At 64.5% G+C, this 22,427-nt stretch carries 14 protein-coding genes, 5 tRNA genes and 3 rRNA genes; 18 read left to right on the plus strand and 4 right to left on the minus strand.

All coding sequences use genetic code 11. The annotated features are described in order from the left end of the window. Positions 1 to 15: 15 nt before the first annotated feature. From NFC98_RS01670 to NFC98_RS01685, 4 genes are all read left to right on the plus strand, one after another. On the plus strand, positions 16 to 288 hold the full coding sequence (locus NFC98_RS01670; protein WP_254276476.1) for an oxidative damage protection protein: 273 nt from the start codon (positions 16 to 18) through the stop codon (positions 286 to 288). 91 nt (positions 289 to 379) lie between these two features. After that, positions 380 to 455, plus strand: a tRNA-Phe gene (locus NFC98_RS01675). 6 nt (positions 456 to 461) lie between these two features. Next, positions 462 to 536: transfer RNA gene (locus NFC98_RS01680), tRNA-Gln, on the plus strand. Between the two features lie 96 nt (positions 537 to 632). After that, positions 633 to 708, plus strand: a tRNA-Thr gene (locus NFC98_RS01685). A 107-nt stretch (positions 709 to 815) separates the two neighbouring features. Here NFC98_RS01685 and NFC98_RS01690 read toward each other — a convergent pair. After that, positions 816 to 1,406, minus strand: coding sequence for a GspH/FimT family pseudopilin (locus NFC98_RS01690; RefSeq protein ID WP_254276477.1), 591 nt, complete (start codon positions 1,404 to 1,406; stop codon positions 816 to 818). Between the two features lie 95 nt (positions 1,407 to 1,501). Between NFC98_RS01690 and thiO the strand changes: the two genes are divergently transcribed. Beyond that, positions 1,502 to 2,593, plus strand: a complete 1,092-nt coding sequence (thiO, locus tag NFC98_RS01695) for a glycine oxidase ThiO (protein ID WP_254276478.1) — start codon at positions 1,502 to 1,504, stop codon at positions 2,591 to 2,593. An 8-nt stretch (positions 2,594 to 2,601) separates the two neighbouring features. On the opposite strand, the gene NFC98_RS01700 is transcribed toward thiO, so the two are convergent. After that, complete coding sequence (locus NFC98_RS01700; protein WP_254276479.1) at positions 2,602 to 2,868, minus strand: PP0621 family protein; 267 nt, start codon at positions 2,866 to 2,868, stop codon at positions 2,602 to 2,604. Between the two features lie 101 nt (positions 2,869 to 2,969). Here NFC98_RS01700 and NFC98_RS01705 point away from each other — a divergent pair, with 101 nt between their 5' ends. Then, positions 2,970 to 4,601: an NAD+ synthase gene (locus NFC98_RS01705; protein ID WP_254276480.1), complete on the plus strand. Its 1,632-nt coding sequence runs from the start codon at positions 2,970 to 2,972 to the stop codon at positions 4,599 to 4,601. Between the two features lie 198 nt (positions 4,602 to 4,799). Here the strand turns inward: NFC98_RS01705 and NFC98_RS01710 are convergent, their stop codons facing one another. Continuing rightward, positions 4,800 to 5,621: an outer membrane protein assembly factor BamD gene (locus NFC98_RS01710; RefSeq protein ID WP_183334355.1), complete on the minus strand. Its 822-nt coding sequence runs from the start codon at positions 5,619 to 5,621 to the stop codon at positions 4,800 to 4,802. Positions 5,622 to 5,762: 141 nt separating this feature from the next. Between NFC98_RS01710 and rluD the strand changes: the two genes are divergently transcribed. The 5 genes from rluD (at position 5,763) to ilvN (ending at position 13,127) form a co-directional block, all read left to right on the plus strand. Then, on the plus strand, positions 5,763 to 6,722 hold the full coding sequence (gene rluD, locus NFC98_RS01715) for a 23S rRNA pseudouridine(1911/1915/1917) synthase RluD (protein ID WP_254276481.1): 960 nt from the start codon (positions 5,763 to 5,765) through the stop codon (positions 6,720 to 6,722). 24 nt (positions 6,723 to 6,746) lie between these two features. Continuing rightward, positions 6,747 to 7,502, plus strand: coding sequence for a peptidoglycan editing factor PgeF (pgeF, locus tag NFC98_RS01720; protein WP_254276482.1), 756 nt, complete (start codon positions 6,747 to 6,749; stop codon positions 7,500 to 7,502). A gap of 334 nt (positions 7,503 to 7,836) precedes the next feature. Continuing rightward, the gene (gene clpB, locus NFC98_RS01725) at positions 7,837 to 10,419 is read left to right on the plus strand and encodes an ATP-dependent chaperone ClpB (RefSeq protein WP_254276483.1); all 2,583 of its coding nucleotides are present in this window, start codon (positions 7,837 to 7,839) and stop codon (positions 10,417 to 10,419) included. Between the two features lie 492 nt (positions 10,420 to 10,911). Continuing rightward, positions 10,912 to 12,636 carry an acetolactate synthase 3 large subunit gene (locus NFC98_RS01730; protein WP_254276484.1) on the plus strand — a complete coding sequence of 575 codons (1,725 nt, stop codon included), beginning with the start codon at positions 10,912 to 10,914 and terminating at the stop codon, positions 12,634 to 12,636. After that, positions 12,636 to 13,127 (plus strand): acetolactate synthase small subunit, encoded by a 492-nt coding sequence (gene ilvN / locus NFC98_RS01735; RefSeq protein ID WP_183334361.1) that lies wholly within the window; start codon positions 12,636 to 12,638, stop codon positions 13,125 to 13,127. The genes NFC98_RS01730 and ilvN overlap by 1 nt, the downstream gene beginning before the upstream one ends. A gap of 65 nt (positions 13,128 to 13,192) precedes the next feature. On the opposite strand, the gene ilvY is transcribed toward ilvN, so the two are convergent. Next, positions 13,193 to 14,080 carry an HTH-type transcriptional activator IlvY gene (gene ilvY / locus NFC98_RS01740; RefSeq protein ID WP_254276485.1) on the minus strand — a complete coding sequence of 296 codons (888 nt, stop codon included), beginning with the start codon at positions 14,078 to 14,080 and terminating at the stop codon, positions 13,193 to 13,195. 174 nt (positions 14,081 to 14,254) lie between these two features. Here ilvY and ilvC point away from each other — a divergent pair, with 174 nt between their 5' ends. From ilvC to rrf, 7 genes are all read left to right on the plus strand, one after another. Then, entirely contained in the window at positions 14,255 to 15,271 is a 1,017-nt protein-coding gene (ilvC, locus tag NFC98_RS01745) for a ketol-acid reductoisomerase (protein WP_254276486.1), read from the plus strand. Positions 15,272 to 15,435: 164 nt separating this feature from the next. Continuing rightward, positions 15,436 to 16,320 (plus strand): CDP-diacylglycerol--serine O-phosphatidyltransferase, encoded by an 885-nt coding sequence (pssA, locus tag NFC98_RS01750; protein ID WP_254276487.1) that lies wholly within the window; start codon positions 15,436 to 15,438, stop codon positions 16,318 to 16,320. Between the two features lie 701 nt (positions 16,321 to 17,021). Next, positions 17,022 to 18,559: ribosomal RNA gene (locus NFC98_RS01755) — 16S ribosomal RNA — on the plus strand. Positions 18,560 to 18,654: 95 nt separating this feature from the next. After that, a tRNA-Ile gene (locus NFC98_RS01760) sits at positions 18,655 to 18,731 on the plus strand. A gap of 210 nt (positions 18,732 to 18,941) precedes the next feature. Beyond that, positions 18,942 to 19,017 (plus strand) — tRNA-Ala (locus NFC98_RS01765). Between the two features lie 244 nt (positions 19,018 to 19,261). Beyond that, a 23S ribosomal RNA gene (locus NFC98_RS01770) occupies positions 19,262 to 22,150 on the plus strand. Between the two features lie 86 nt (positions 22,151 to 22,236). Beyond that, a 5S ribosomal RNA gene (rrf, locus tag NFC98_RS01775) occupies positions 22,237 to 22,352 on the plus strand. The 16S, 23S and 5S rRNA genes sit together here with 2 tRNA genes alongside, the layout of an rRNA operon. Positions 22,353 to 22,427: the final 75 nt, after the last annotated feature.

Consider the following 22,427-nt stretch of genomic DNA (forward strand, 5'->3'; position numbering starts at 1 on the left):
CACGAGGAGAGTCCCATGAGCCAGACCGTCTTCTGTCGCAAGTACCAACAGGAGCTCGAGGCCCTGCCGTTTCCGCCCCTGCCCGGCAAGAAGGGGCAGGAGATCCAGGCCAGCGTGTCGAAGCAGGCCTGGGAGGCGTGGCAGGCACTGCAGACCCGCCTGATCAACGAGAAGCACCTCAACATGCTCGAGCCGTCGGCCCGGGAGTACCTGATGGAGCAGATGGAGCGCTTCCTCGACAACCGCGAGACCGACCAGGCGGAGGGCTACGTGCCGCGGGAGAGCTGAGCCCTGCCCCGGTCCGGCGGCGGCCATCGTTTTGAAACGGAAGGGGTTGACGCGGAAAGTCGGTTGGGGTTTAATACGCACCGTTGGCAGCGGCCAGATAGCTCAGTTGGTAGAGCAGGGGATTGAAAATCCCCGTGTCGGCGGTTCGATTCCGTCTCTGGCCACCACACTGCTGGGGTATCGCCAAGTGGTAAGGCACCGGTTTTTGGTATCGGCATTCCCAGGTTCGAATCCTGGTACCCCAGCCATCGCCAACCTCGATTCCGAAAGACCGTGAACGTGGGTTCACGGTCTTTCTCGCTCAGAGGATGCCCATCCTCCACGCGAGCCCATCGCGTCGCATTGCCGGCATAGCTCAGTTGGTAGAGCAACTGACTTGTAATCAGTAGGTCCCGGGTTCGACTCCTGGTGCCGGCACCATCCCCGCCCTTTATCGATTCGCCGCTCCCTCTCGAGTCGGCCGCAGTGTCGTTCCGGCATGGCGCGCCCCGTTCCTGCTTGTTCTGCTTGTCCCTAGCCTTGCCGCCTCAACATTCTGCCGACTGGTCCTCGGGTACCCTGACGCGTCCCATATTGCTGATGATGACCTCCACCGCCCTTCCGTGCCTGCCGCAGATGGTGAAGGTGCCGTTGTGGCCCCGGCTCCAGCCCGTCGACTGGAAGCGAATCGGGTAGTCACGGTTGAAGCCGATCTCGGGGCCACCGCTGGGCTCGACGACCTTGAGGATCTCCACCCCCGCCAGGTCGCCGGCGGTGGCATGGCCATCCAGTATGGCGATGGGCAGGCTCCAGTCGTGCTTCTCGCACTGATCCGCGTCGGGGGAGGTGACCGGGCAGACCGCAATCACCTGTCGTCGTGTCACCGCGGTGCTCTTGGCCATCGCCAGCGCCGACTTGATGCGCATCACCTCGGCCGCGACCTCGTTGCGTGCCGTGAACTGCTGGAAGCCGGGTATCGCCCAGGTGACCAGGATCGACAGCACGGCGATGGCCGTGATCAGCTCGATCAGCGTCAGCCCATGCTGATGCCGGGGCGGGCAGGGCTTTGCCAGCCCCCGGCGAGCGCCGGTATGGTAACGGCTGGCGTGGCGGTAGCGGCAGGGTGTTGCGGGGCACATGATGCCCTCCCGGAGTGGGCTCCTTGACCGGCGGGTGGTCTCTTCACCCTAGCCAAGCCTCGCCAGTCCCCTGTCAGCGATAACGGACACGTCCTGTGAGCGAATTTCTTGTCGTGGGTGGCGGCGTCATCGGCATGATGACGACGCTGCAGCTGGCCGATGCCGGCCATTCGGTGACCCTGGTTGAGCGCGGTCGCTGCGGCCGCGAGGCCTCGTGGGCCGGTGGTGGCATCGTCTCCCCGCTCTACCCCTGGCGCTACAGCGCGCCGGTCTCGCGGCTCTCCACCTGGTCGGAGGGCTACTACCCCGAACTGGCCCTGCGCCTGCTGGAGGAGACGGGCGTCGATCCCGAGTACCGCCAGCGAGGGCTGCTCTACCTGCGCGTGGACGACGAGGCCCGTGCCATGGCCTGGGCGCGGGAGGTCGGCAAGCCGCTGGAGCGGGTGGGACCCGGCTTCCTCTATGCCAAGGAGCCGGAGGTGGCTCCCGGCCTCGAGGAGGCGCTGTGGATGCCCACCCTGGGCAGCATCCGCAATCCGCGGCTGGTCCGCTCGCTCCATGCCCGACTGGCCGCCATGCCGGGGGTGACGCTGCGCGAGGGTTGCGAGGTGACCGGCTTCCGGAGGGCTGCGGGGCGGGTCGAGGCGGTGGTGACCACGGATGGCGAGGTGACCGGTGATCAGGTGATCGTCTGCGGCGGGGCCTGGGCCGCCGGACTGCTGGTGCCGCTGGGCGTGAGCCTGCCGGTGCGCCCGGTGAAGGGGCAGATGATCCTGTTCCGGGCGCCGCCGGGGCTCGTCCGGCGGGTGGTGCTGATGGACGGACGCTATGTGATTCCCCGGGCGGACGGTCGGGTGCTGGCGGGTTCCACCCTCGAGGAGGCCGGCTTCGACAAGACGATCGACGCCGCGTCGCGCGAGTCGCTGTGGGAGAGTGCGGTGGCCATCGTGCCGGCGCTGGCGGGGTGCGAGGTGGAGCACCACTGGGCGGGGCTGAGGCCCGGCTCGCCGGACGGGGTGCCGTTCATCGGCGCGGTGCCGGGGGTGGCGAACCTGCACGTCAATGCCGGGCACTACCGCAACGGCCTGGTGCTGGCGCCGGCCTCGACGCGCCTGCTGGTGGACCAGCTGCTGGGACGCGAGCCGATCGTCGACCCGGCGCCCTATCGCCTGGGAAGGGAGGGGTAGCGCTCGCGCTACTCCTCGTCGGTGCGCTTCTCTTCCAGGTATCGGTCGCGGTGGGCGCTCGAGCAGAACCACTCGCCCTGTTCGCGCAGGGCGTCGGTCTCGGGCACGTGCACCTGACACCAGGTGCAGCGTACCATCCGTCCGCCCTCCTGGCGGTCGTCACCTTCCAGCAGTTCCTCGCGGTCGAGTTTCCACTCCCGGTACATGCGATAGAGCTTGAGGCCGGCGAAGAACAGCACGGCGAAGATGATCAGGCGGATCAGCAAGAGGTTCATTCCTGTGGGGACTCCCAGGTGGGGGTGGTCGGCTTTGCCAGTCGGCCGCCCTTGCGGGACAATGGAGGCTATCCATCGATTCTCGAGAGATTTCTACGCCCATGCAAGACCTGACGCTGGTGATGGCTCAGCTCGACCCGCTGGTCGGGGACATTCCCGGCAACACCGATCGTGCCATCGAGACGGTGCGCGAGGCGCGCATCGAGCATGGCGCCGACATCGTGGTGCTGCCCGAGCTGTTCCTGACCGGCTACCCGCCGGAAGACCTGCTGCTGCGGCCCTCCATGGAGACCCGCCTGCGGGCCGCCCGCACGCGCATGGCCGAGAAGGTGGTGCGCGACGTGCTGGTGATCGTCGGCTATCCCGGTCGCCGCGAGGGGCAGACCTGGAACCTGGCCGGCGTGCTCTACAACGGCGAGTGGCTGGGCGAGTACGCCAAGCAGGCGCTGCCCAACTACCAGGTGTTCGACGAGCAGCGCTACTTCGCCGCCGGGCGCGAGCCGCTGGTGATCGATCACAAGGGGGCGAAGCTGGGCCTGCTGATCTGCGAGGACCTGTGGGACGGCGGACCGGCCCGCGCCGCCAAGGCCGCCGGCGCCGAGATCCTGATCAGCCTCAATGCCTCGCCCTTCCATCAGGACAAGCCCGCCGAGCGGCTGCGGCTGCTGGAGGAGCGGGCCGCCGAGGTGGCGCTGCCGCTGGTCTACGTGAACACCATCGGCGGCCAGGACGAGCTGGTATTCGACGGCGGATCGGCCTGCGTGAATGCCCAGGGCGAGCTGATGGTCCAGGCGCCCCACTGGGCGGTGGGCCTGATGCCGGTGCAGTTCGTGCGGGAGAAGGGGCGCTGGGTGCCCCGGCCGGGCGAGACCGAGCCAGAGGTCGAGCCGGAGGAGAACCTCTACTGCGCGCTGGTCACCGGCCTGCGCGACTACGTCAACAAGAGCGGCTTCGAGGGCGTGGTGCTGGGTCTCTCCGGCGGCATCGATTCGGCGCTCTCGCTGGCCATCGCGGTGGATGCCCTGGGCCCGCAGCGCGTGCATGCGGTGATGATGCCCTACCACTACACCGCGGACATCTCGAAGCAGGATGCCGCCGAGCAGGCGGAGATGCTGGGGGTGGCCTACGAGGTGATGCCCATCGAACCGATGGTCGAGGCCTTCATGGCCACCCTGGCGAAGACCTTCGAGGGCACCGAACGTGACACCGCCGAGGAGAACCTGCAGTCGCGCTGTCGCGGCGTGCTGCTGATGGCCATCTCCAACAAGAAGGGCCTGATGGTGCTGACCACCGGCAACAAGAGCGAGATGGCGGTGGGCTACGCCACGCTCTACGGCGACATGGTGGGCGGCTACAACGCCATCAAGGACGTCTACAAGACCTGGGTCTACCGCCTGGCGCGCTGGCGCAATACCCAGTCGCCGGCGGTCCCCGAGCGGGTGATCGAGCGGCCCCCTTCGGCGGAGCTGGCGCCCGACCAGCAGGACAGCGACTCGCTGCCCGACTATGACACCCTGGATGCCATCCTGGTGCGCTACATCGAGGGGGACATGAGCGCCGAGGCGATCATCGAGGCTGGCTTCGGCCGCGACGACGTCTACAAGGTGGTCCGGCTGGTGGACCGCTGCGAGTACAAGCGCCGTCAGGCGCCGGTGGGCGTGCGGGTCACCCGCCGCGGGTTCGGCCGCGACCGTCGCTATCCCATCGTCAACGGCTGGCAGCCGGGGGAGTGACCCATAGCGCCTAGCGGAAAGCGCCGAGCGCCCAGCCGCTCAGCAACGGTCGGCAGGTGTTGAGGTAGAAAACGAGAACCCCCGTCGACTCGACCTCGGCGGGGGTTCTTCGTTGACGCCGGTAGCGATGGGGGCAGCATCCTGGAGCGCTCGGCGCTCGGCGCTCGGCGCTCGGCGCTCGGCGCTCGGCGCTCGGCGTCAGGCCGACAGCGACTGGGCGCGCACGTGCCTGGGCTCGAAGGTGCGGCCGCGGAGCTGATCGTGCCGCGGGGCGTTCTCGATCAGCACGTCGAGCACCTCCCGGGCACGGTCGCGCATCTCCAGGCCCAGGTAGCCCTCCACCATCACCGCCAGGGCGTCGCGGGTCGCCTCGGTCTCCGGGTAGTTCTCGATCACCCAGCGGCCGCGTTCCACGGCGGCCAGGTAGGCCCCGCGGCGCAGGTAGTAGTCGGCCACGTGGAGCTCATGGCGGGCCATCAGGTTGCGCAGGTAGACGATGCGCTGCTGGGCGTCGGGGGCGTACTCGCTGTTCGGGTAGAGCCGCACCAGCTCGCTGAAGTCGGTGTAGGCGTCCCGTGAGGCGCCCAGGTCGCGCTTGGAGATGTCGATCAGCTTCAGGCGTTCGAGGCTGAAGCGGCCCGCCTGCCAGGAGGACAGGCCGCGCATGTAGAGCGCGTAGTCGGCCTGGGGATGGCTCGGGTGCAGCCGGATGAAGCGGCTGGCGGCGGCGCGGGCGGCCTCCCAGTCGCTGGTCTCGTAGTAGGCGTAGATCAGCTCCAGCTGCGCCTGCTCGGCGTGGTTGCCGAACGGGAAGCGGGTATCCAGGGCCTCGAGCCGCGTGATGGCGGCGGTGAAGTTGCGCCGCTCCAGGGAGCCTCGCGCCTCCTCGTAGAGCTCGCGCTCGGCAACGCCGGCGAACTCGTCCTCTTCCTCGGTGGAGCCGCTGCTGGCGCAGCCCACCAGCAGGGTGGAGGCCAGCAGCAGGGCCGCGAGACGGGCAGTGGGGGTGAAAACGCGCATCGTGATCCTCGTGGCAAACAACGCGGATTGGCCGTGTTAGAATCGACCTGAAACCCGCTCACTATAAAGCACTGCGTGGCAAAACGCAGTGGTTCGGCGGCATCCCGACCACGACACCTGCATACGGGCTCCCTCTCGCTCATGTCCCAGACCCTGGAAGCACAGCAACGCGTTCCCGACGCCATGGCCGGCCTGCGCCTGGACCAGGCCGCGGCCGAACTGTTCGCGGACCACTCGCGTGAGCGCCTCAAGGCCTGGATCAAGTCGGGGGAGCTGACCGTCGACGGCAATCCCGCCAGGCCGAAGGACAAGGTCTATGGCGGCGAGCAGCTGCAGCTGACCGCCGAGGTGGAGGACGACACCCGCTTCGAGCCCCAGGAGATCCCCCTCGACGTGGTCCACGAGGACGACGAGGTGCTGGTGATCGACAAGCCGGCCGGGCTGGTGGTCCATCCGGCGGCGGGCAACCCCGACGGTACCCTGCTCAATGCGCTGCTGCACCACTGCCCCTCGCTTGCCGGCGTGCCGCGGGCGGGCATCGTGCACCGCCTGGACAAGGACACCACCGGCCTGATGGTGGTGGCCAAGACCCTGGCCGCCCAGACGGCGCTGGTCGAGCAGCTGCAGGCCCGCACGGTGTCGCGGGAGTACGATGCCGTGTGCGTGGGGACGATGACCGCCGGCGGCACCCTGGAAGCGCCCATCGGTCGCCACCCCAAGGACCGCAAGCGCCAGGCGGTGACGGCCTCCGGCAAGCCGGCGGTGACCCACTACCGGGTGGTGGAGCGCTTCCGCGCCCATACCCATGTGCGCTGCCGGCTCGAGACCGGCCGTACCCACCAGATCCGCGTGCACCTGGCCCACCTGCGCTATCCCCTGGTGGGCGACCCGGTCTACGGTGGGCGGCTGAAGCTGCCGCCCGGGGCCGCCGAGCCGCTCAAGGAGATCCTGCGCGAGTTCCCGCGCCAGGCGCTGCATGCCCGCAAGCTGGCCTTCGTGCACCCCGGCAGCGGCGAGCGGGTGACCTTCCGCTCGCCGCTGCCCGATGACATGCTGATGCTGGTCGACTACCTGCGCGAAGACCACGCCACGATGCGCTGACACCCCTGCGCCAAGGAATCCGCCATGAGCGACGCCCCTGACCTGCGCCCGACCCTGATCCTGCCTGACTGGCCGGCGCCCACTACGGTGGGGGCCTTCGTGACCACCCGCGAGACGGGGCCCAGCCAGGGGGACTTCGCCTGCTTCAACCCGGCGGAGCATGTGGGCGACAACGCCGACCACGTGGCGCTGTGCCGGCGGCTGCTGCAGAAGCAGGTGGACGACGAGCGCCCGCTGCTGTGGCTCGACCAGGTGCATGGCGCGCGGGTGCAGCACGCCTATGAGGCCCACCCCCCGGAGGCCGACGCCGCGGTGGCCTTCGACCGCGACTACGCCTGCGTGGTGCTCACCGCCGACTGCCTGCCGGTATTCTTCAGCGACCGTCGCGGCACCCGGGTGGCGGTGGCCCATGCCGGCTGGCGCGGGCTGGCCGGGGGCGTGCTGGAAGCCACGGTGGCCGCGCTTGGCGTGCCGGCGGAGGAGCAGCTCGCCTGGCTGGGCCCGGCGATTTCCAACGCCCAGTTCGAGGTCGGCCCCGAGGTGCAGCAGGCCTTCGTCGGCGTGCACCCCGAGGCGGTCGATGCCTTCGACCCCAGCCCCTATCGCCTGGGCCACTACATGGCGGATCTCTACCGCCTGGCGCGCCTGCGCCTGGAGCGCCTGGGCGTGTCGCACATCAGCGGCGGCCACTTCTGCACCGCCTGCGAGCCGCGCTTCTACTCCCACCGCCGCGACGATGGCCGTACCGGGCGCATGGCCAGCGTGATCTGGCTGCGATAGCGCCAAGCGCCGAGCTACAAGCGCCAATAAAACCCCAGGGCCATCTCAGTGGCGTCAAGCGAGAGGCGCCGGGGACAGGTCGAAGAGGGGGTCCGAGGACCAGGGATGGCCGAGGTAGCGTACACGGACGTATTTACAGCGCCCCCTCGCAGACCTGTCGCCGGAAAAGCCTCGAGTGACTCCTTTTGCCTTGATCCGCGTCAACTTGCCACGCGCTTCCCCTGGCGACCGACTTGAAAGCCGGCCAGCCTGACTCCATTGAATGTGTCAAGACGAATTGACAGGGCCAAGCGGTGCGTCCAAGCGCGCCGCCACCCCGATGGAGGAAGGTTTCATGCGTTTCGACAAGTTCACCGCCAAGCTGCAGAACGCCGTGGCCGACGCCCAGTCCCTGGCCGTGGGCCGCGGCCACAACCAGCTGGAACCCGGGCACCTGCTGCTGGCGCTGCTGGAGGCCACCGACACCGGCGTCAAGGCGCTGGTGCAGAAGGCCGGCGGCGACGCCGCGCGGCTGCGCGAGGGCCTGACGGGCCACCTCGATGACCTGCCGAAGGTCGCCCACTTCGACGGCGAGGTGCAGCCCTCCCGTGACCTGATCAAGCTGTTCAATCTCACCGACCGCGAGGCCCAGAAGCGCGGCGACCAGTACATCGCCAGCGAACTGGTGCTGCTGGCCGCGCTGGAGATGGGCCACGCGGTGACCCGGCTGCTGACCCAGGCGGGGGTGACCCGCAAGTCGCTGGAGGCCGCCGTCGACAGCGTGCGCGGCGGCGAGAGGGTCGCCGACCCCAACGCCGAGGACCAGCGCGAGGCACTGGAGAAGTACACCCTGGACCTCAACGAGCGGGCGGCCAGCGGCAAGATCGACCCGGTGATCGGTCGCGACGACGAGATCCGTCGCACCATCCAGGTGCTGCAGCGGCGCACCAAGAACAACCCGGTGCTGATCGGCGAGCCCGGCGTGGGCAAGACCGCCATCGTCGAGGGGCTGGCCCAGCGCATCGTCGACGGCGAGGTGCCGGAGGGTCTCAAGGACAAGCGCGTGCTGTCGCTGGACATGGGTGCGCTGCTGGCCGGGGCCAAGTTCCGCGGCGAGTTCGAGGAGCGCCTCAAGTCGGTGCTCAAGGAGCTGGCCCAGGAGGAGGGCCGGGTGATCCTGTTCATCGACGAGCTGCACACCATGGTGGGTGCCGGCAAGGCCGAGGGCGCCATGGACGCCGGCAACATGCTGAAGCCCGCCCTGGCCCGCGGCGAGCTGCACTGCGTGGGGGCCACTACCCTCGACGAGTACCGCAAGTACATCGAGAAGGATGCCGCCCTGGAGCGCCGCTTCCAGAAGGTGCTGGTGGACGAGCCCTCCGAGGAGGACACCGTGGCGATCCTGCGCGGCCTCAAGGAGCGCTACGAGGTGCACCACGGCGTCGACATCACCGACGGGGCGATCATCGCCGCGGCCAAGCTCTCGACCCGCTACATCACCGACCGCCAGCTGCCCGACAAGGCCATCGACCTGATCGACGAGGCCTCCTCGCGCATCCGCATGGAGCTCGACTCCAAGCCCGAGGAGATGGATCGCCTCGACCGCCGGCTGATCCAGCTGAAGATGGAACGCGAGCACCTCAAGAAGGAGAGCGACGAGGCCTCGAAGAAGCGCCTGGAGAGCCTGGAGGAGCAGATCGGCGAACTCGAGCGGGAGTACGCCGACCTCGACGAGATCTGGAAGGCCGAGAAGGCCAGCATCCAGGGCGCGGCCCAGTTCAAGGACGAGCTCGACCGGGCCCGCGTCGATCTGGAACAGGCGCGTCGCCAGGGTGACCTGGCGAGGATGTCCGAGATCCAGTACGGGGTGATCCCCGCGCTCGAGAAGAAGATCGCCGAGGCCGGGGAGGGCGAGGCCGATACCTCCAAGCACCAGCTGCTGCGCTCCAACGTCACCGAGGAGGAGATCGCCGAGGTGGTATCGCGCTGGACCGGCATCCCGGTCTCCAAGATGCTCGAGGGCGAGCGCGACAAGCTGCTGCGCATGGAGGAGGCGCTGCACGAGCGGGTGATCGGCCAGGACGAGGCGGTGACCGCGGTAGCCAACGCCGTGCGCCGTTCCCGCGCCGGGCTGGCCGACCCCAACCGTCCCAACGGCTCCTTCCTGTTCCTCGGCCCGACCGGGGTGGGCAAGACCGAGCTCTGCAAGTCACTGGCCCACTTCCTCTTCGACACCGAGGAGGCGATGGTGCGCATCGACATGTCGGAGTTCATGGAGAAGCACTCCGTGGCCCGGCTGATCGGCGCGCCCCCCGGCTATGTGGGCTACGAGGAGGGTGGCTACCTGACCGAGGCGGTGCGCCGCAAGCCCTACTCGGTGCTGCTGCTCGACGAGGTGGAGAAGGCCCACGCCGATGTCTTCAACATCCTGCTGCAGGTGCTGGAGGATGGACGCCTGACCGACGGACAGGGCCGCACCGTGGACTTCCGCAACACGGTGATCGTGATGACCTCCAACATGGGCTCGGACATCATCCAGCGCATGGGCGGCGACGACAGCGACTATGCGCAGATGAAGGAGATGGTGATGGCGGTGGTCGGCGACCACTTCCGTCCGGAGCTGATCAACCGCATCGACGAGGTGGTGGTGTTCCACGCCCTCGGCCAGGCGCAGATCCAGGCGATCGCCGAGATCCAGCTCGACCGCCTGCGCGCGCGGCTCGCCGAGCACGACCTCTCCCTCGAGGTCAGCGAGGCGGCGCTGGGCCTGCTGGCCGAGGCGGGATTCGACCCGGTGTTCGGGGCGCGGCCGCTCAAGCGGGCGATCCAGGCGCGCATCGAGAACCCGCTGGCCCAGGACCTGCTGGCCGGCAAGTTCTCGCCCGGCGATGTCATCCACGTGGAGGCGGAGGGCGACCAGCTGGTGTTCCAGAGCTGAGCCCAACAAAGCGTTACCGTGCCGACCGGGCGTCCGGTCGGCAACTGTCTACACTGAAATCAGGTTGCGTCCTGTAACCCCCTTGCCCGCCCGGCACCCAGCCCGGCGGGCTCTTTTATGCCGTCGCGCCGGGCGCGTCGGCCCACTCACGCCTTTTCCGCGGTTGACACCGTTGTGTCGCTAATGGAATCTTGGCCCTTCCTGATTTGCGGGCGCGGAACTCTGCGGGCGACCCCCCACTCCCGCGCGAAGGGTAGGCCCCATGGCCTCTACCCGCCGAAGGACTTCCAGGCTCGGGCCAACCGCCCGTCCTGACCAACGCCCCGACGCGGCGATCCGCCGCGATGAGAGTGCAGGCCCCAACAGGGCCGAACAAGCCAGGGTTTGGCATCAGGTGCCGGCGAGGCCGGCAGCGACATACCGTCGCACTCGACCCCGTGTCCCGCATTCGAGACACGGATCGCACTCGAGACCTCCAGGGGAGAGACATCAGTGGAATTGCTTTCAGGCGCGGACATGATCGCCCGCTTCCTCCAGGATGAGGGCGTCGAATACATCTACGGCTATCCAGGCGGCGCGGCGCTGCACATCTACGACGCCCTGTTCCGTCAGGACAAGGTCAAGCACATCCTGGTACGCCACGAACAGGCCGCCACCCACGCCGCCGACGGCTACGCCCGAGCCGCCGGCAAGCCCGGCGTGGTGCTGGTCACCTCCGGTCCCGGCGCGACCAACGCCGTCACCGGCATCGCCACCGCCTACATGGACTCGATCCCGATGGTGGTGCTGTGTGGCCAGGTGATGAGCCACCTGATCGGCGACGACGCCTTCCAGGAGACCGACATCATCGGCGTGACACGCCCCATCGTGAAGCACAGCTTCTCGATCAAGCATCCGACCGAGATTCCGGAAGTGCTGAAGAAGGCCTTCTACCTGGCAGCGACCGGCCGCCCGGGCCCGGTGGTGGTGGACATTCCCAAGGACATGACCGCCCCCACCGAGCGCTACGAGTACGTCTACCCGAAGAAGGTCAAGATGCGCTCGTACAACCCGGTCTCCCGCGGGCACAGCGGCCAGATCAAGAAGGCCGTGGAGATGATGCTCAAGGCCAAGCGCCCGGTGTTCTACACCGGCGGTGGCGTGGTGACCGGGCGGGCAAGTGAAGGGTTGACCGACCTGGTCAAGCGGCTGGGCTACCCCATCACCACTACCCTGATGGGCATCGGCTCCTATCCGCAGAGCGATCGCCAGTGTCTCGGCTGGCTGGGCATGCACGGCTCCTTTGAATCCAACATGGCCATGCACCATGCCGACCTGATCATCGCCATCGGCGCGCGCTTCGATGACCGGGTGACCAACAACACCTCCAAGTTCTGCCCCACGGCCAAGATCATCCACGTGGATATCGACCCGAGCTCGGTCTCCAAGACCGTGCGGGCCGACGTGCCCATCGTGGGGCCGGCCGGCAGCGTGATCAGCGAGATGATCAGCCTGGTGCAGGGCAAGGAGATCGCCCACCCCGAGGCCCTGGCCGAGTGGTGGCAGAAGATCGACGGCTGGCGCGAGGAGCGGGTCGGCAGGCTCTACGAGCCCTCGAAGCCCGGCGAGGCCATCAAGCCCCAGGAGGTCATCGAGGCGCTGTGCCGGTTCACCCGCGGCGAGGCCTACGTGACCACCGACGTGGGCCAGCACCAGATGTTCGCGGCCCAGTACTACAAGTTCGACAAGCCCAACCGCTTCATCACCTCGGGCGGTCTCGGCACCATGGGCTTCGGCTTCCCGGCGGCCATGGGCATCAAGCAGAACTTCCCGGACGAGGAGGTGATCTGCGTGACCGGCGAGGGCAGCTTCCAGATGATGATGCAGGAGCTCTCCACCTGTAAGCAGTTCGGTGGCGGCGTGAAGATCGTCAACCTGAACAATGCTTCGCTGGGGATGGTGCGGCAGTGGCAGGACCTGAACTACAAGTCCCGTCACGCCCACTCCTACATGGAGTCGCTGCCCGACTTCCAGAAACTGATCGAGTCCTATGGCTTCACCGCGCTGAAGGTCGAGACCCTCGACCAGCTCGAGCCGGCACTGGAGAGAACCTTTGCCGACAAGCACGAGCTGGTGTTCCTCGACGTGGCGGTCGACCCGCACGAGCACGTCTATCCGATGCAGGTGCCGCTGGGCGCCATGCGTGACATGCTGCTTTCCAAGACGGAGCGGACCTGATGCGCCATATCATCTCGATTCTGATGGAAAACGAACCGGGCGCCCTGTCTCGCGTGGTGGGGCTGTTCTCTCAGCGCAACTTCAACATCGAGACGCTGAACGTGGCGCCCACCGAGGACGAGACCCTGTCGCGACTGACCGTGACCACGGTGGGGGACGACCGGGTGATCGAACAGATCACCAAGCATCTCAACAAGCTGATCGACGTGGTCAAGCTGGTGGACCTCACCGAGGGCAACCACATCGAGCGTGAACTGATGCTGGTGAAGGTCAAGGCGCTGGGGGCGGCCCGCGACGAGGTGAAGCGCACCGTGGATATCTTCCGTGCGCAGATCGTCGACGTGACGCCGAGCCTCTACACCGTGCAGATCACCGGCGACGCCGGCAAGCTGGATGCCTTCCTGCAGGCCATGGCGCCGGTGGGGATCCTCGAGGTGGCGCGTACCGGGGTCTCCGGCATCGCCCGCGGGGACAAGGTGCTGTCGCTCTGAGCGGACCATCCTGCCGAAGAGACAAGGCCGCCCTTCGGGCGGCCTTGCTGTTTCCGGGGGAGGCGTCAGCGCTCCACCACCTCGTCCCATAGCGCGCGGATCAGCGGACTCCTCAGGCGGCGCTCCAGCACGCAGAGGCCGACGTCGTAGTGGGGCAGTTCGGGCTTTACCGGCAGCACCCGCACCCGCTCCACCAGTGGGCTGTTGTCGAGCACGATCTTCGGCACCACGCCCACGCCGAACCCCAGTCCCACCATGCTGACGATCGCCTCGTGGCCCGCCACCTGGGCGTAGATCCGCGGGGTGATGCCCAGCGCCCGGAACCAGGTGTTGGCGAACTCCCGGGAGAGACCCGCCTCGGAAAGCACCATCGGCACCTGGCGCCACTGCTCGGCACTGGGCGTCTCGGGGGTCGCCGGAATCCAGTCGTGGCGTTCGTGGGGGGCGATGAACACCAGCGGCGAGCGGGTCAGAGACTTGAAGGCCAGCGCCTCGGGCGTCTGGCGGGGGCGAGGGGTGATGGCCATGTCCTCGTCGCCGGCCAGTACCCGGGACATCGCCTCGGCCGGGTCGCCGGTGTGGAGCTTGAGCTCGATGCCGGGGTGGTGGGCGCGGAATTCGCTGAGCAGTTCGTAGAGGAAGCTGTAGCTGGCGGTGACCGAGCAGTAGACGCTGATCTCGCCGGTCAGGCGCCGGGCCTCGCTCATCAGCGAGAGGCGCAGCTGCTCCCACTGTTCCAGGGTCTCCCTGGCGTAGCGCTGGAAGGTCACCCCCTGGCGAGTCAGGGCCACGTGGCGGTTGTCGCGCTCGAAGAGTGCCACGCCAAGCGTCTCCTCGAGCTGGCGGATCGAGCGCGACAGCGTCGAGGGGCTGACGTGGCAGGCTTCGCTGGCGCGGCCGAAGTGCAGGGTCTCCGCCAGGGCCAGGAAGTGTTTCAGGGGTCGCAGGTCCATGGGGCCAGTATTGCACAATCCGGCATGTGTCGTTGCAAATATAGCGTTTTACGCAATGGCGGGTCCGGCGTAAGGTGGAGCCATCGGATGCCGCGAATCCCGACCCCGCGCCAGACGGGGCGGGTGGTCATCAACGCTGACACGATACCTTCACCACGCTTTCAGGAGTTCACCATGCACGTGTATTACGACAAGGATTGCGACCTCTCCCTCATTCAGGGCAAGAAAGTCACCATCGTGGGCTACGGCTCACAGGGCCACGCCCACGCCAACAACCTGAAGGAGTCCGGCGTGGACGTCACCGTCGCCCTGCGTGCCGGTTCCTCCTCCGCCGCCAAGGCCGAGGCCGCCGGCCTCAAGGTCGCCAGCGTGCCCGAGGCCTGCAAGACGGCCGACGTGGTGATGATCCTGGCCCCGGACGAGAACCAGAAGGCCATCTACGAGAACGAGGTCGAGCCGAACCTGAAGCAGGGCGCTACCCTGGCCTTCGCCCACGGTTTCAACATCCACTACAACCAGATCGAACCGCGCAAGGACCTGGACGTGATCATGATCGCGCCCAAGGCGCCGGGCCACACCGTGCGCTCCGAGTTCGTCAAGGGCGGCGGTATCCCCGACCTGATCGCCATCCATCAGGATGCCTCCGGCAGTGCCAAGGAGCTCGCGCTTTCCTACGCCGCCGGCGTCGGCGGCGGCCGCAGCGGCATCATCGAGACCACCTTCAAGGACGAGACCGAGACCGACCTCTTCGGCGAGCAGGCCGTGCTGTGCGGTGGCGCCGTCGAGCTGGTCAAGGCGGGCTTCGAGACTCTGACCGAGGCGGGCTACGCCCCGGAGATGGCCTACTTCGAGTGCCTTCACGAGCTCAAGCTGATCGTCGACCTGATGTACGAGGGCGGCATCGCCAACATGAACTACTCCATCTCCAACAACGCGGAGTATGGCGAGTACGTGACCGGCACCGAGGTGATCAATGAGCAGTCCCGTGACGCGATGCGCAACGCCCTCAAGCGCATCCAGACCGGCGAGTACGCCAAGATGTTCATCCAGGAAGGCAACAGCAACTATCCGTCGATGACGGCACGTCGCCGCCTGAACGCCGAGCACGACATCGAGATCGTCGGCGCCAAGCTGCGCGGCATGATGCCGTGGATCGCCGCCAACCAGCTGGTCGACAAGTCCAAGAACTGATCCTCGACCGGTTCTGGATGGACCCGAAGGGGCGCGGACTTCCGCGCCCCTTTGCTCGTTCATGGGGGTGAGCCGCCTGGGGTGCGCCGTTGTGGGGGCGTGGCGGGCGTGTAGAATGACCCTAGCGCCCCAGGGCGACCTCATTCCGACAATGGACGAAACGCATGAGTCAGGACCCCCGCAATACCGAGCATGATATGTCGCAGCAGCCCGGTAACGAGACTCCCGGCGAGGCGGCCGCCGACAGGGCGCCTCCCGCGGAGGAGGATCTGGCGGCGGCCTTCGTGCGCGAGACGGAAGTCATCGAGGAGGCCGTGGAGAACGGGCAGAAGGTGCGCCGCAAGGGCATCTACCTGCTGCCCAACCTGTTCACCACCTCCGCCCTGTTTGCCGGCTTCTTCGCCGTGGTGGCGGGCATCAACGGCGACTTCACCGCAGCGGCGGTGGCGATCTTCATCGCCATGGTGCTCGATGGCCTGGATGGTCGCGTGGCGCGGATGACCAATACCCAGAGCGCCTTCGGCGCCGAGTATGACAGCCTGGCCGACATGCTCTCCTTCGGCGTGGCGCCGGCCCTGGTCGCCTTCACCTGGATCCTGCAGGACATCGGCAAGACCGGCTGGGTGGTGGCCTTTCTCTACGTGGCCTGTGCCGCGCTGCGCCTGGCGCGCTTCAACGTGCAGATCGGCAGCGTCGACAAGAAGTGGTTCATCGGCTTGCCCAGCCCGTCGGCGGCGGCCCTGGTGGCGGCCAGCGTCTGGACCTTCCACACCCTGGATGCCGAGGCCTTCGGCTTCAAGCTGCTGATGCTGTTCATCGTCGGGGCCGCTGGTGTGCTGATGGTCAGCAATATCCGCTACCACAGCTTCAAGGAGATCGACCTCAAGGGGCCGGTGCCCTTCGTTGTGCTGCTGGCCATCGTGCTCGGCTTCGTGGTGATCTCCGTGCAGCCGTCGGTGATGCTGCTGTTGCTGTTCGGCGCCTACGTGGCCTCCGGCCCGGTCATGGCGGTGATGCGCAAGCTCAGGCATGCGCCGCCGACGGCTTGACCCGCCTGCCGCTCTCGCCTCGACGCCCGCCCTGCGCGGGCGTTATCGTCCGGGCGCCACGGCTTGTCCACAGCCCCGGGAGCCAGGGCGCTGTGGATAGCCCGGGGCGGCACGCTGGCGCAACGGTTTCCCCGTTCTGCCACCGTCCTGACATTTTTTTACCGGAAGGGCTTGCGGGGTCCCGGGGAAGTCCGTAAAGTACGCATCCGCTGCCGGCGACGGGCAACGTTGCAGGCGGTAAAAGGTGGGGGAAGTGGTTGTTCTGCTTGGGGTTTTCGAAAACACCTCGCTTGACAGTCACCGCGGATTCGGTAGAATGCGCCCCACGGGATTCGCCGCCCCCTCGACGGGGTGGGGCGGTCAGCAGATACGGCAAGTTCGCTTCGCCAACCACTGCTTGACACGCTGAAGCGAATCGGTAGAATACGCCTTCCTCGCAGGGCGCTGGCGAGGCCCGCCGGATCATGGATCCGCGGCCACGACAGCAAGCGAGACGCTCCGCTCTTTTATCGAGCCCGGAGCCGCTCTTTAACAATCGATCAGGTAATTCATGTGGGCGCTTGTCGATGTGTCGGTGACCAGTCACTGAAACATCAAGGCAAGCGACTCGTCAAAGATCCACGGATCTTTTTGAGAACGTTTGAACCTTGAGCCAAGTTTGGTCCGCTTCCTTCCTTGAAGGGTAAGGACTATATGATCTTAAACTGAAGAGTTTGATCATGGCTCAGATTGAACGCTGGCGGCAGGCCTAACACATGCAAGTCGAGCGGAAACGAAGGGAGCTTGCTCCCAGGCGTCGAGCGGCGGACGGGTGAGTAATGCATAGGAATCTGCCCGATAGTGGGGGATAACCTGGGGAAACCCAGGCTAATACCGCATACGTCCTACGGGAGAAAGCAGGGGCTCTTCGGACCTTGCGCTATCGGATGAGCCTATGTCGGATTAGCTGGTTGGTGAGGTAATGGCTCACCAAGGCGACGATCCGTAGCTGGTCTGAGAGGATGATCAGCCACATCGGGACTGAGACACGGCCCGAACTCCTACGGGAGGCAGCAGTGGGGAATATTGGACAATGGGCGAAAGCCTGATCCAGCCATGCCGCGTGTGTGAAGAAGGCCCTCGGGTTGTAAAGCACTTTCAGTGGGGAAGAAAGCCTTGGGGCTAATACCCTCGAGGAAGGACATCACCCACAGAAGAAGCACCGGCTAACTCCGTGCCAGCAGCCGCGGTAATACGGAGGGTGCGAGCGTTAATCGGAATTACTGGGCGTAAAGCGCGCGTAGGTGGCTTGATAAGCCGGTTGTGAAAGCCCCGGGCTCAACCTGGGAACGGCATCCGGAACTGTCAGGCTAGAGTGCAGGAGAGGAAGGTAGAATTCCCGGTGTAGCGGTGAAATGCGTAGAGATCGGGAGGAATACCAGTGGCGAAGGCGGCCTTCTGGACTGACACTGACACTGAGGTGCGAAAGCGTGGGTAGCAAACAGGATTAGATACCCTGGTAGTCCACGCCGTAAACGATGTCGACTAGCCGTTGGGAGCCTCGAGTTCTTAGTGGCGCAGTTAACGCGATAAGTCGACCGCCTGGGGAGTACGGCCGCAAGGTTAAAACTCAAATGAATTGACGGGGGCCCGCACAAGCGGTGGAGCATGTGGTTTAATTCGATGCAACGCGAAGAACCTTACCTACCCTTGACATCGTGCGAACTTGGTAGAGATACCTTGGTGCCTTCGGGAGCGCACAGACAGGTGCTGCATGGCTGTCGTCAGCTCGTGTTGTGAAATGTTGGGTTAAGTCCCGTAACGAGCGCAACCCTTGTCCCTATTTGCCAGCGATTCGGTCGGGAACTCTAGGGAGACTGCCGGTGACAAACCGGAGGAAGGTGGGGACGACGTCAAGTCATCATGGCCCTTACGGGTAGGGCTACACACGTGCTACAATGGTCGGTACAAAGGGTTGCAAAGCGGCGACGTGGAGCTAATCCCAGAAAGCTGATCTCAGTCCGGATCGGAGTCTGCAACTCGACTCCGTGAAGTCGGAATCGCTAGTAATCGTGAATCAGAATGTCACGGTGAATACGTTCCCGGGCCTTGTACACACCGCCCGTCACACCATGGGAGTGGACTGCACCAGAAGTGGTTAGCCTAACTTCGGAGGGCGATCACCACGGTGTGGTTCATGACTGGGGTGAAGTCGTAACAAGGTAGCCGTAGGGGAACCTGCGGCTGGATCACCTCCTTAACGACGACGTCACCGGCACGCGGCAAGTGCTCACAATGAATTACCTGATCGACCAGAGCAAAAGACTGTTTGGGTATAGGCCCAGCGTGACCAATGGGTCTGTAGCTCAGTTGGTTAGAGCGCACCCCTGATAAGGGTGAGGTCGGCAGTTCAAATCTGCCCAGACCCACCATTCTCGGAACGGCCGGGACGCTCAGTTGGTTAGAGCGCACCCCCGGAAGTTCTGTAAAGAGAAGGGTGAGGTCGCGGGGTTTATTTCAAATCTGCCCAGACCCACCAAATTTTATCCAGTCCTGCGTTATTTTGCGACTCGCATAGCAGGCTATGCGTCGCCACAAAATGCCTGGGTCTGAATAAAATTACCCGTGATGCGGGTATCAGTGGGGCCATAGCTCAGCTGGGAGAGCGCCTGCCTTGCACGCAGGAGGTCAGCGGTTCGATCCCGCTTGGCTCCACCATCTCTATTGCATGAGAGTCTGCCCCCCCCGCCCACACAGTCGTTACCTGATCGGATCCGCAGTCATAAGCCCTCCTTGCACCATGCAATGACCGGTTTATGACTGTCGATTGACAGTCTGCTCTTTAACAATGTGAATCATGCTGACAAACGTTCTTTCCGCAAGGAAAGGACACGAGATACGTCTCAAGCGTATCCGGCAATTGTCGAACCGTCATCGCGGACCAGACCCCTTGGGGTTATATGGTCAAGCGATGAAGCGCACACGGTGGATGCCTAGGCAGCCAGAGGCGATGAAAGACGTGGAAGCCTGCGATAAGGCTCGGCGAGGTGGCAAACGACCTGTGACCCGGGCATTTCTGAATGGGGAAACCCACCCTGCACAAGCAGGGTATCCCACACTGAATCCATAGGTGTTGGGAGGCGAACCAGGGGAACTGAAACATCTAAGTACCCTGAGGAAAAGAAATCAACCGAGATTCCCCCAGTAGCGGCGAGCGAACGGGGACCAGCCCTTAAGCATGAGACTGATTAGGCGAACACGCTGGGAAGCGTGGCCATAGCGGGTGATAGCCCCGTAGTCGAAAATCTGATCATGTGAAATCGAGTAGGTCGGGGCACGTGAAACCTTGACTGAAGACGGGGGGACCATCCTCCAAGGCTAAATACTCCTGGCTGACCGATAGTGAACCAGTACCGTGAGGGAAAGGCGAAAAGAACCCCGGAGAGGGGAGTGAAATAGATCCTGAAACCGTGTGCGTACAAGCAGTGGGAGCAGACGTGTTCTGTGACCGCGTACCTTTTGTATAATGGGTCAGCGACTTATTTTCAGTGGCGAGCTTAACCGTATAGGGGAGGCGTAGGGAAACCGAGTCTTAACTGGGCGACCAGTCGCTGGGAATAGACCCGAAACCGGGCGATCTATCCATGAGCAGGTTGAAGGTTGAGTAACATCAACTGGAGGACCGAACCAGGATCTGTTGAAAAAGATTTGGATGACTTGTGGATCGGAGTGAAAGGCTAATCAAGCCCGGAGATAGCTGGTTCTCCTCGAAAGCTATTTAGGTAGCGCCTCACGTATCACCGCCGGGGGTAGAGCACTGTTTCGGCTAGGGGGTCATCCCGACTTACCAACCCGAGGCAAACTCCGAATACCGGTGAGTGCGAGCGTGGGAGACACACGGCGGGTGCTAACGTCCGTCGTGAAAAGGGAAACAACCCAGACCGTCAGCTAAGGTCCCGAAATCCTGGTTAAGTGGGAAACGATGTGGGAAGGCTCAGACAGCTAGGAGGTTGGCTTAGAAGCAGCCATCCTTTAAAGAAAGCGTAATAGCTCACTAGTCGAGTCGGCCTGCGCGGAAGATGTAACGGGGCTCAAACCAGGTACCGAAGCTACGGGCTTGCCGAATGGCAAGCGGTAGAGGAGCGTCGTGTAAGCCGATGAAGGTGAGTCGAGAGGCTTGCTGGAGGTATCACGAGTGCGAATGCTGACATGAGTAACGACAAGGGGAGTGAAAAACTCCCCCGCCGGAAGACCAAGGGTTTCTGTTCGACGCTAATCGGAGCAGAGTGAGTCGGCCCCTAAGGCGAGGCCGAAAGGCGTAGTCGATGGGAAACGGGTCAATATTCCCGTACCTCACTGTATTGCGATGGGGGGACGAAGAAGGCTAGGTGAGCCAGGCGTTGGTTGTCCTGGTGAAAGTCAGTAGGCTGGGGGATCAGGCAAATCCGGTGCCCCAAGGCCGAGAGACGAGACGAACGGACCACGGTCCGAAAGTCATTGATGCCACGCTTCCAGGAAAAGCCTCTAAGCTTCAGATACAGTGGGACCGTACCCCAAACCGACACAGGTGGTCAGGTAGAGAATACCCAGGCGCTTGAGAGAACTCGGGTGAAGGAACTAGGCAAAATGGTGCCGTAACTTCGGGAGAAGGCACGCCGGCGTAGTGTGAAGGGCCTCGCGCCCGGAGCATGAACCGGTCGAAGATACCAGGTGGCTGCAACTGTTTATTAAAAACACAGCACTCTGCAAACGCGCAAGCGGACGTATAGGGTGTGACGCCTGCCCGGTGCCGGAAGGTTAATTGATGGTGTTAGCGCAAGCGAAGCTCCTGATCGAAGCCCCGGTAAACGGCGGCCGTAACTATAACGGTCCTAAGGTAGCGAAATTCCTTGTCGGGTAAGTTCCGACCTGCACGAATGGCGTAATGATGGCCACGCTGTCTCCACCCGAGACTCAGTGAAATTGAAATCGCAGTGAAGATGCTGTGTACCCGCGGCTAGACGGAAAGACCCCGTGAACCTTTACTACAGCTTCACACTGGACGCTGATGTTGCTTGTGTAGGATAGCTGGGAGGCTTTGAAACCCGGACGCCAGTTCGGGTGGAGCCAACCTTGAAATACCAGCCTGGCATCATTGGCGTTCTAACTCAGGTCCGTGATCCGGATCGAGGACCGTGTGTGGTGGGTAGTTTGACTGGGGCGGTCTCCTCCCAAAGCGTAACGGAGGAGCACGAAGGTACCCTCAGCACGGTTGGAAATCGTGCATTGAGTGCAAGAGCATAAGGGTGCTTGACTGCGAGACAGACACGTCGAGCAGGTACGAAAGTAGGTTCTAGTGATCCGGTGGTTCTGTATGGAAGGGCCATCGCTCAACGGATAAAAGGTACTCCGGGGATAACAGGCTGATACCGCCCAAGAGTTCACATCGACGGCGGTGTTTGGCACCTCGATGTCGGCTCATCACATCCTGGGGCTGAAGTCGGTCCCAAGGGTATGGCTGTTCGCCATTTAAAGTGGTACGCGAGCTGGGTTTAGAACGTCGTGAGACAGTTCGGTCCCTATCTGCCGTGGGCGTTGGAAGTTTGAGAAGAGCTGCTCCTAGTACGAGAGGACCGGAGTGGACGCACCTCTGGTGTTCCGGTTGTCACGCCAGTGGCATTGCCGGGTAGCTATGTGCGGACGGGATAACCGCTGAAGGCATCTAAGCGGGAAGCCCCCTTCAAGATGAGACTTCCCTGAGGCCTTGAGCCTCCTGAAGGGCCCAGCGAGACCAGCTGGTTGATAGGTCGGGTGTGGAAGCGCTGCAAGGCGTTGAGCTAACCGATACTAATGGCCCGTGAGGCTTGACCATATAACACCCAAGCGGTCTGAGATGACGACCGACAGGGGCCGGATACGCAGAGACGTGTCGCGTTGCCAGCATGATTCCGTTTTTCGCCTGACGACCATAGCAAGCGTGAACCACCTGATCCCATGCCGAACTCAGCAGTGAAACCGCTTAGCGCCGATGGTAGTGTGGGGTTTCCCCATGTGAGAGTAGGTCATCGTCAGGCACCTTTTCAGAAACCCCGGCCATTGGTCGGGGTTTCGTCGTTGTGGGGGTCTCCCCATGGAGAGTCCCGGGGTGC

It is taken from the genome of Halomonas sp. 3H, assembly GCF_024206005.1.
Classification (GTDB): domain Bacteria; phylum Pseudomonadota; class Gammaproteobacteria; order Pseudomonadales; family Halomonadaceae; genus Halomonas; species Halomonas campaniensis.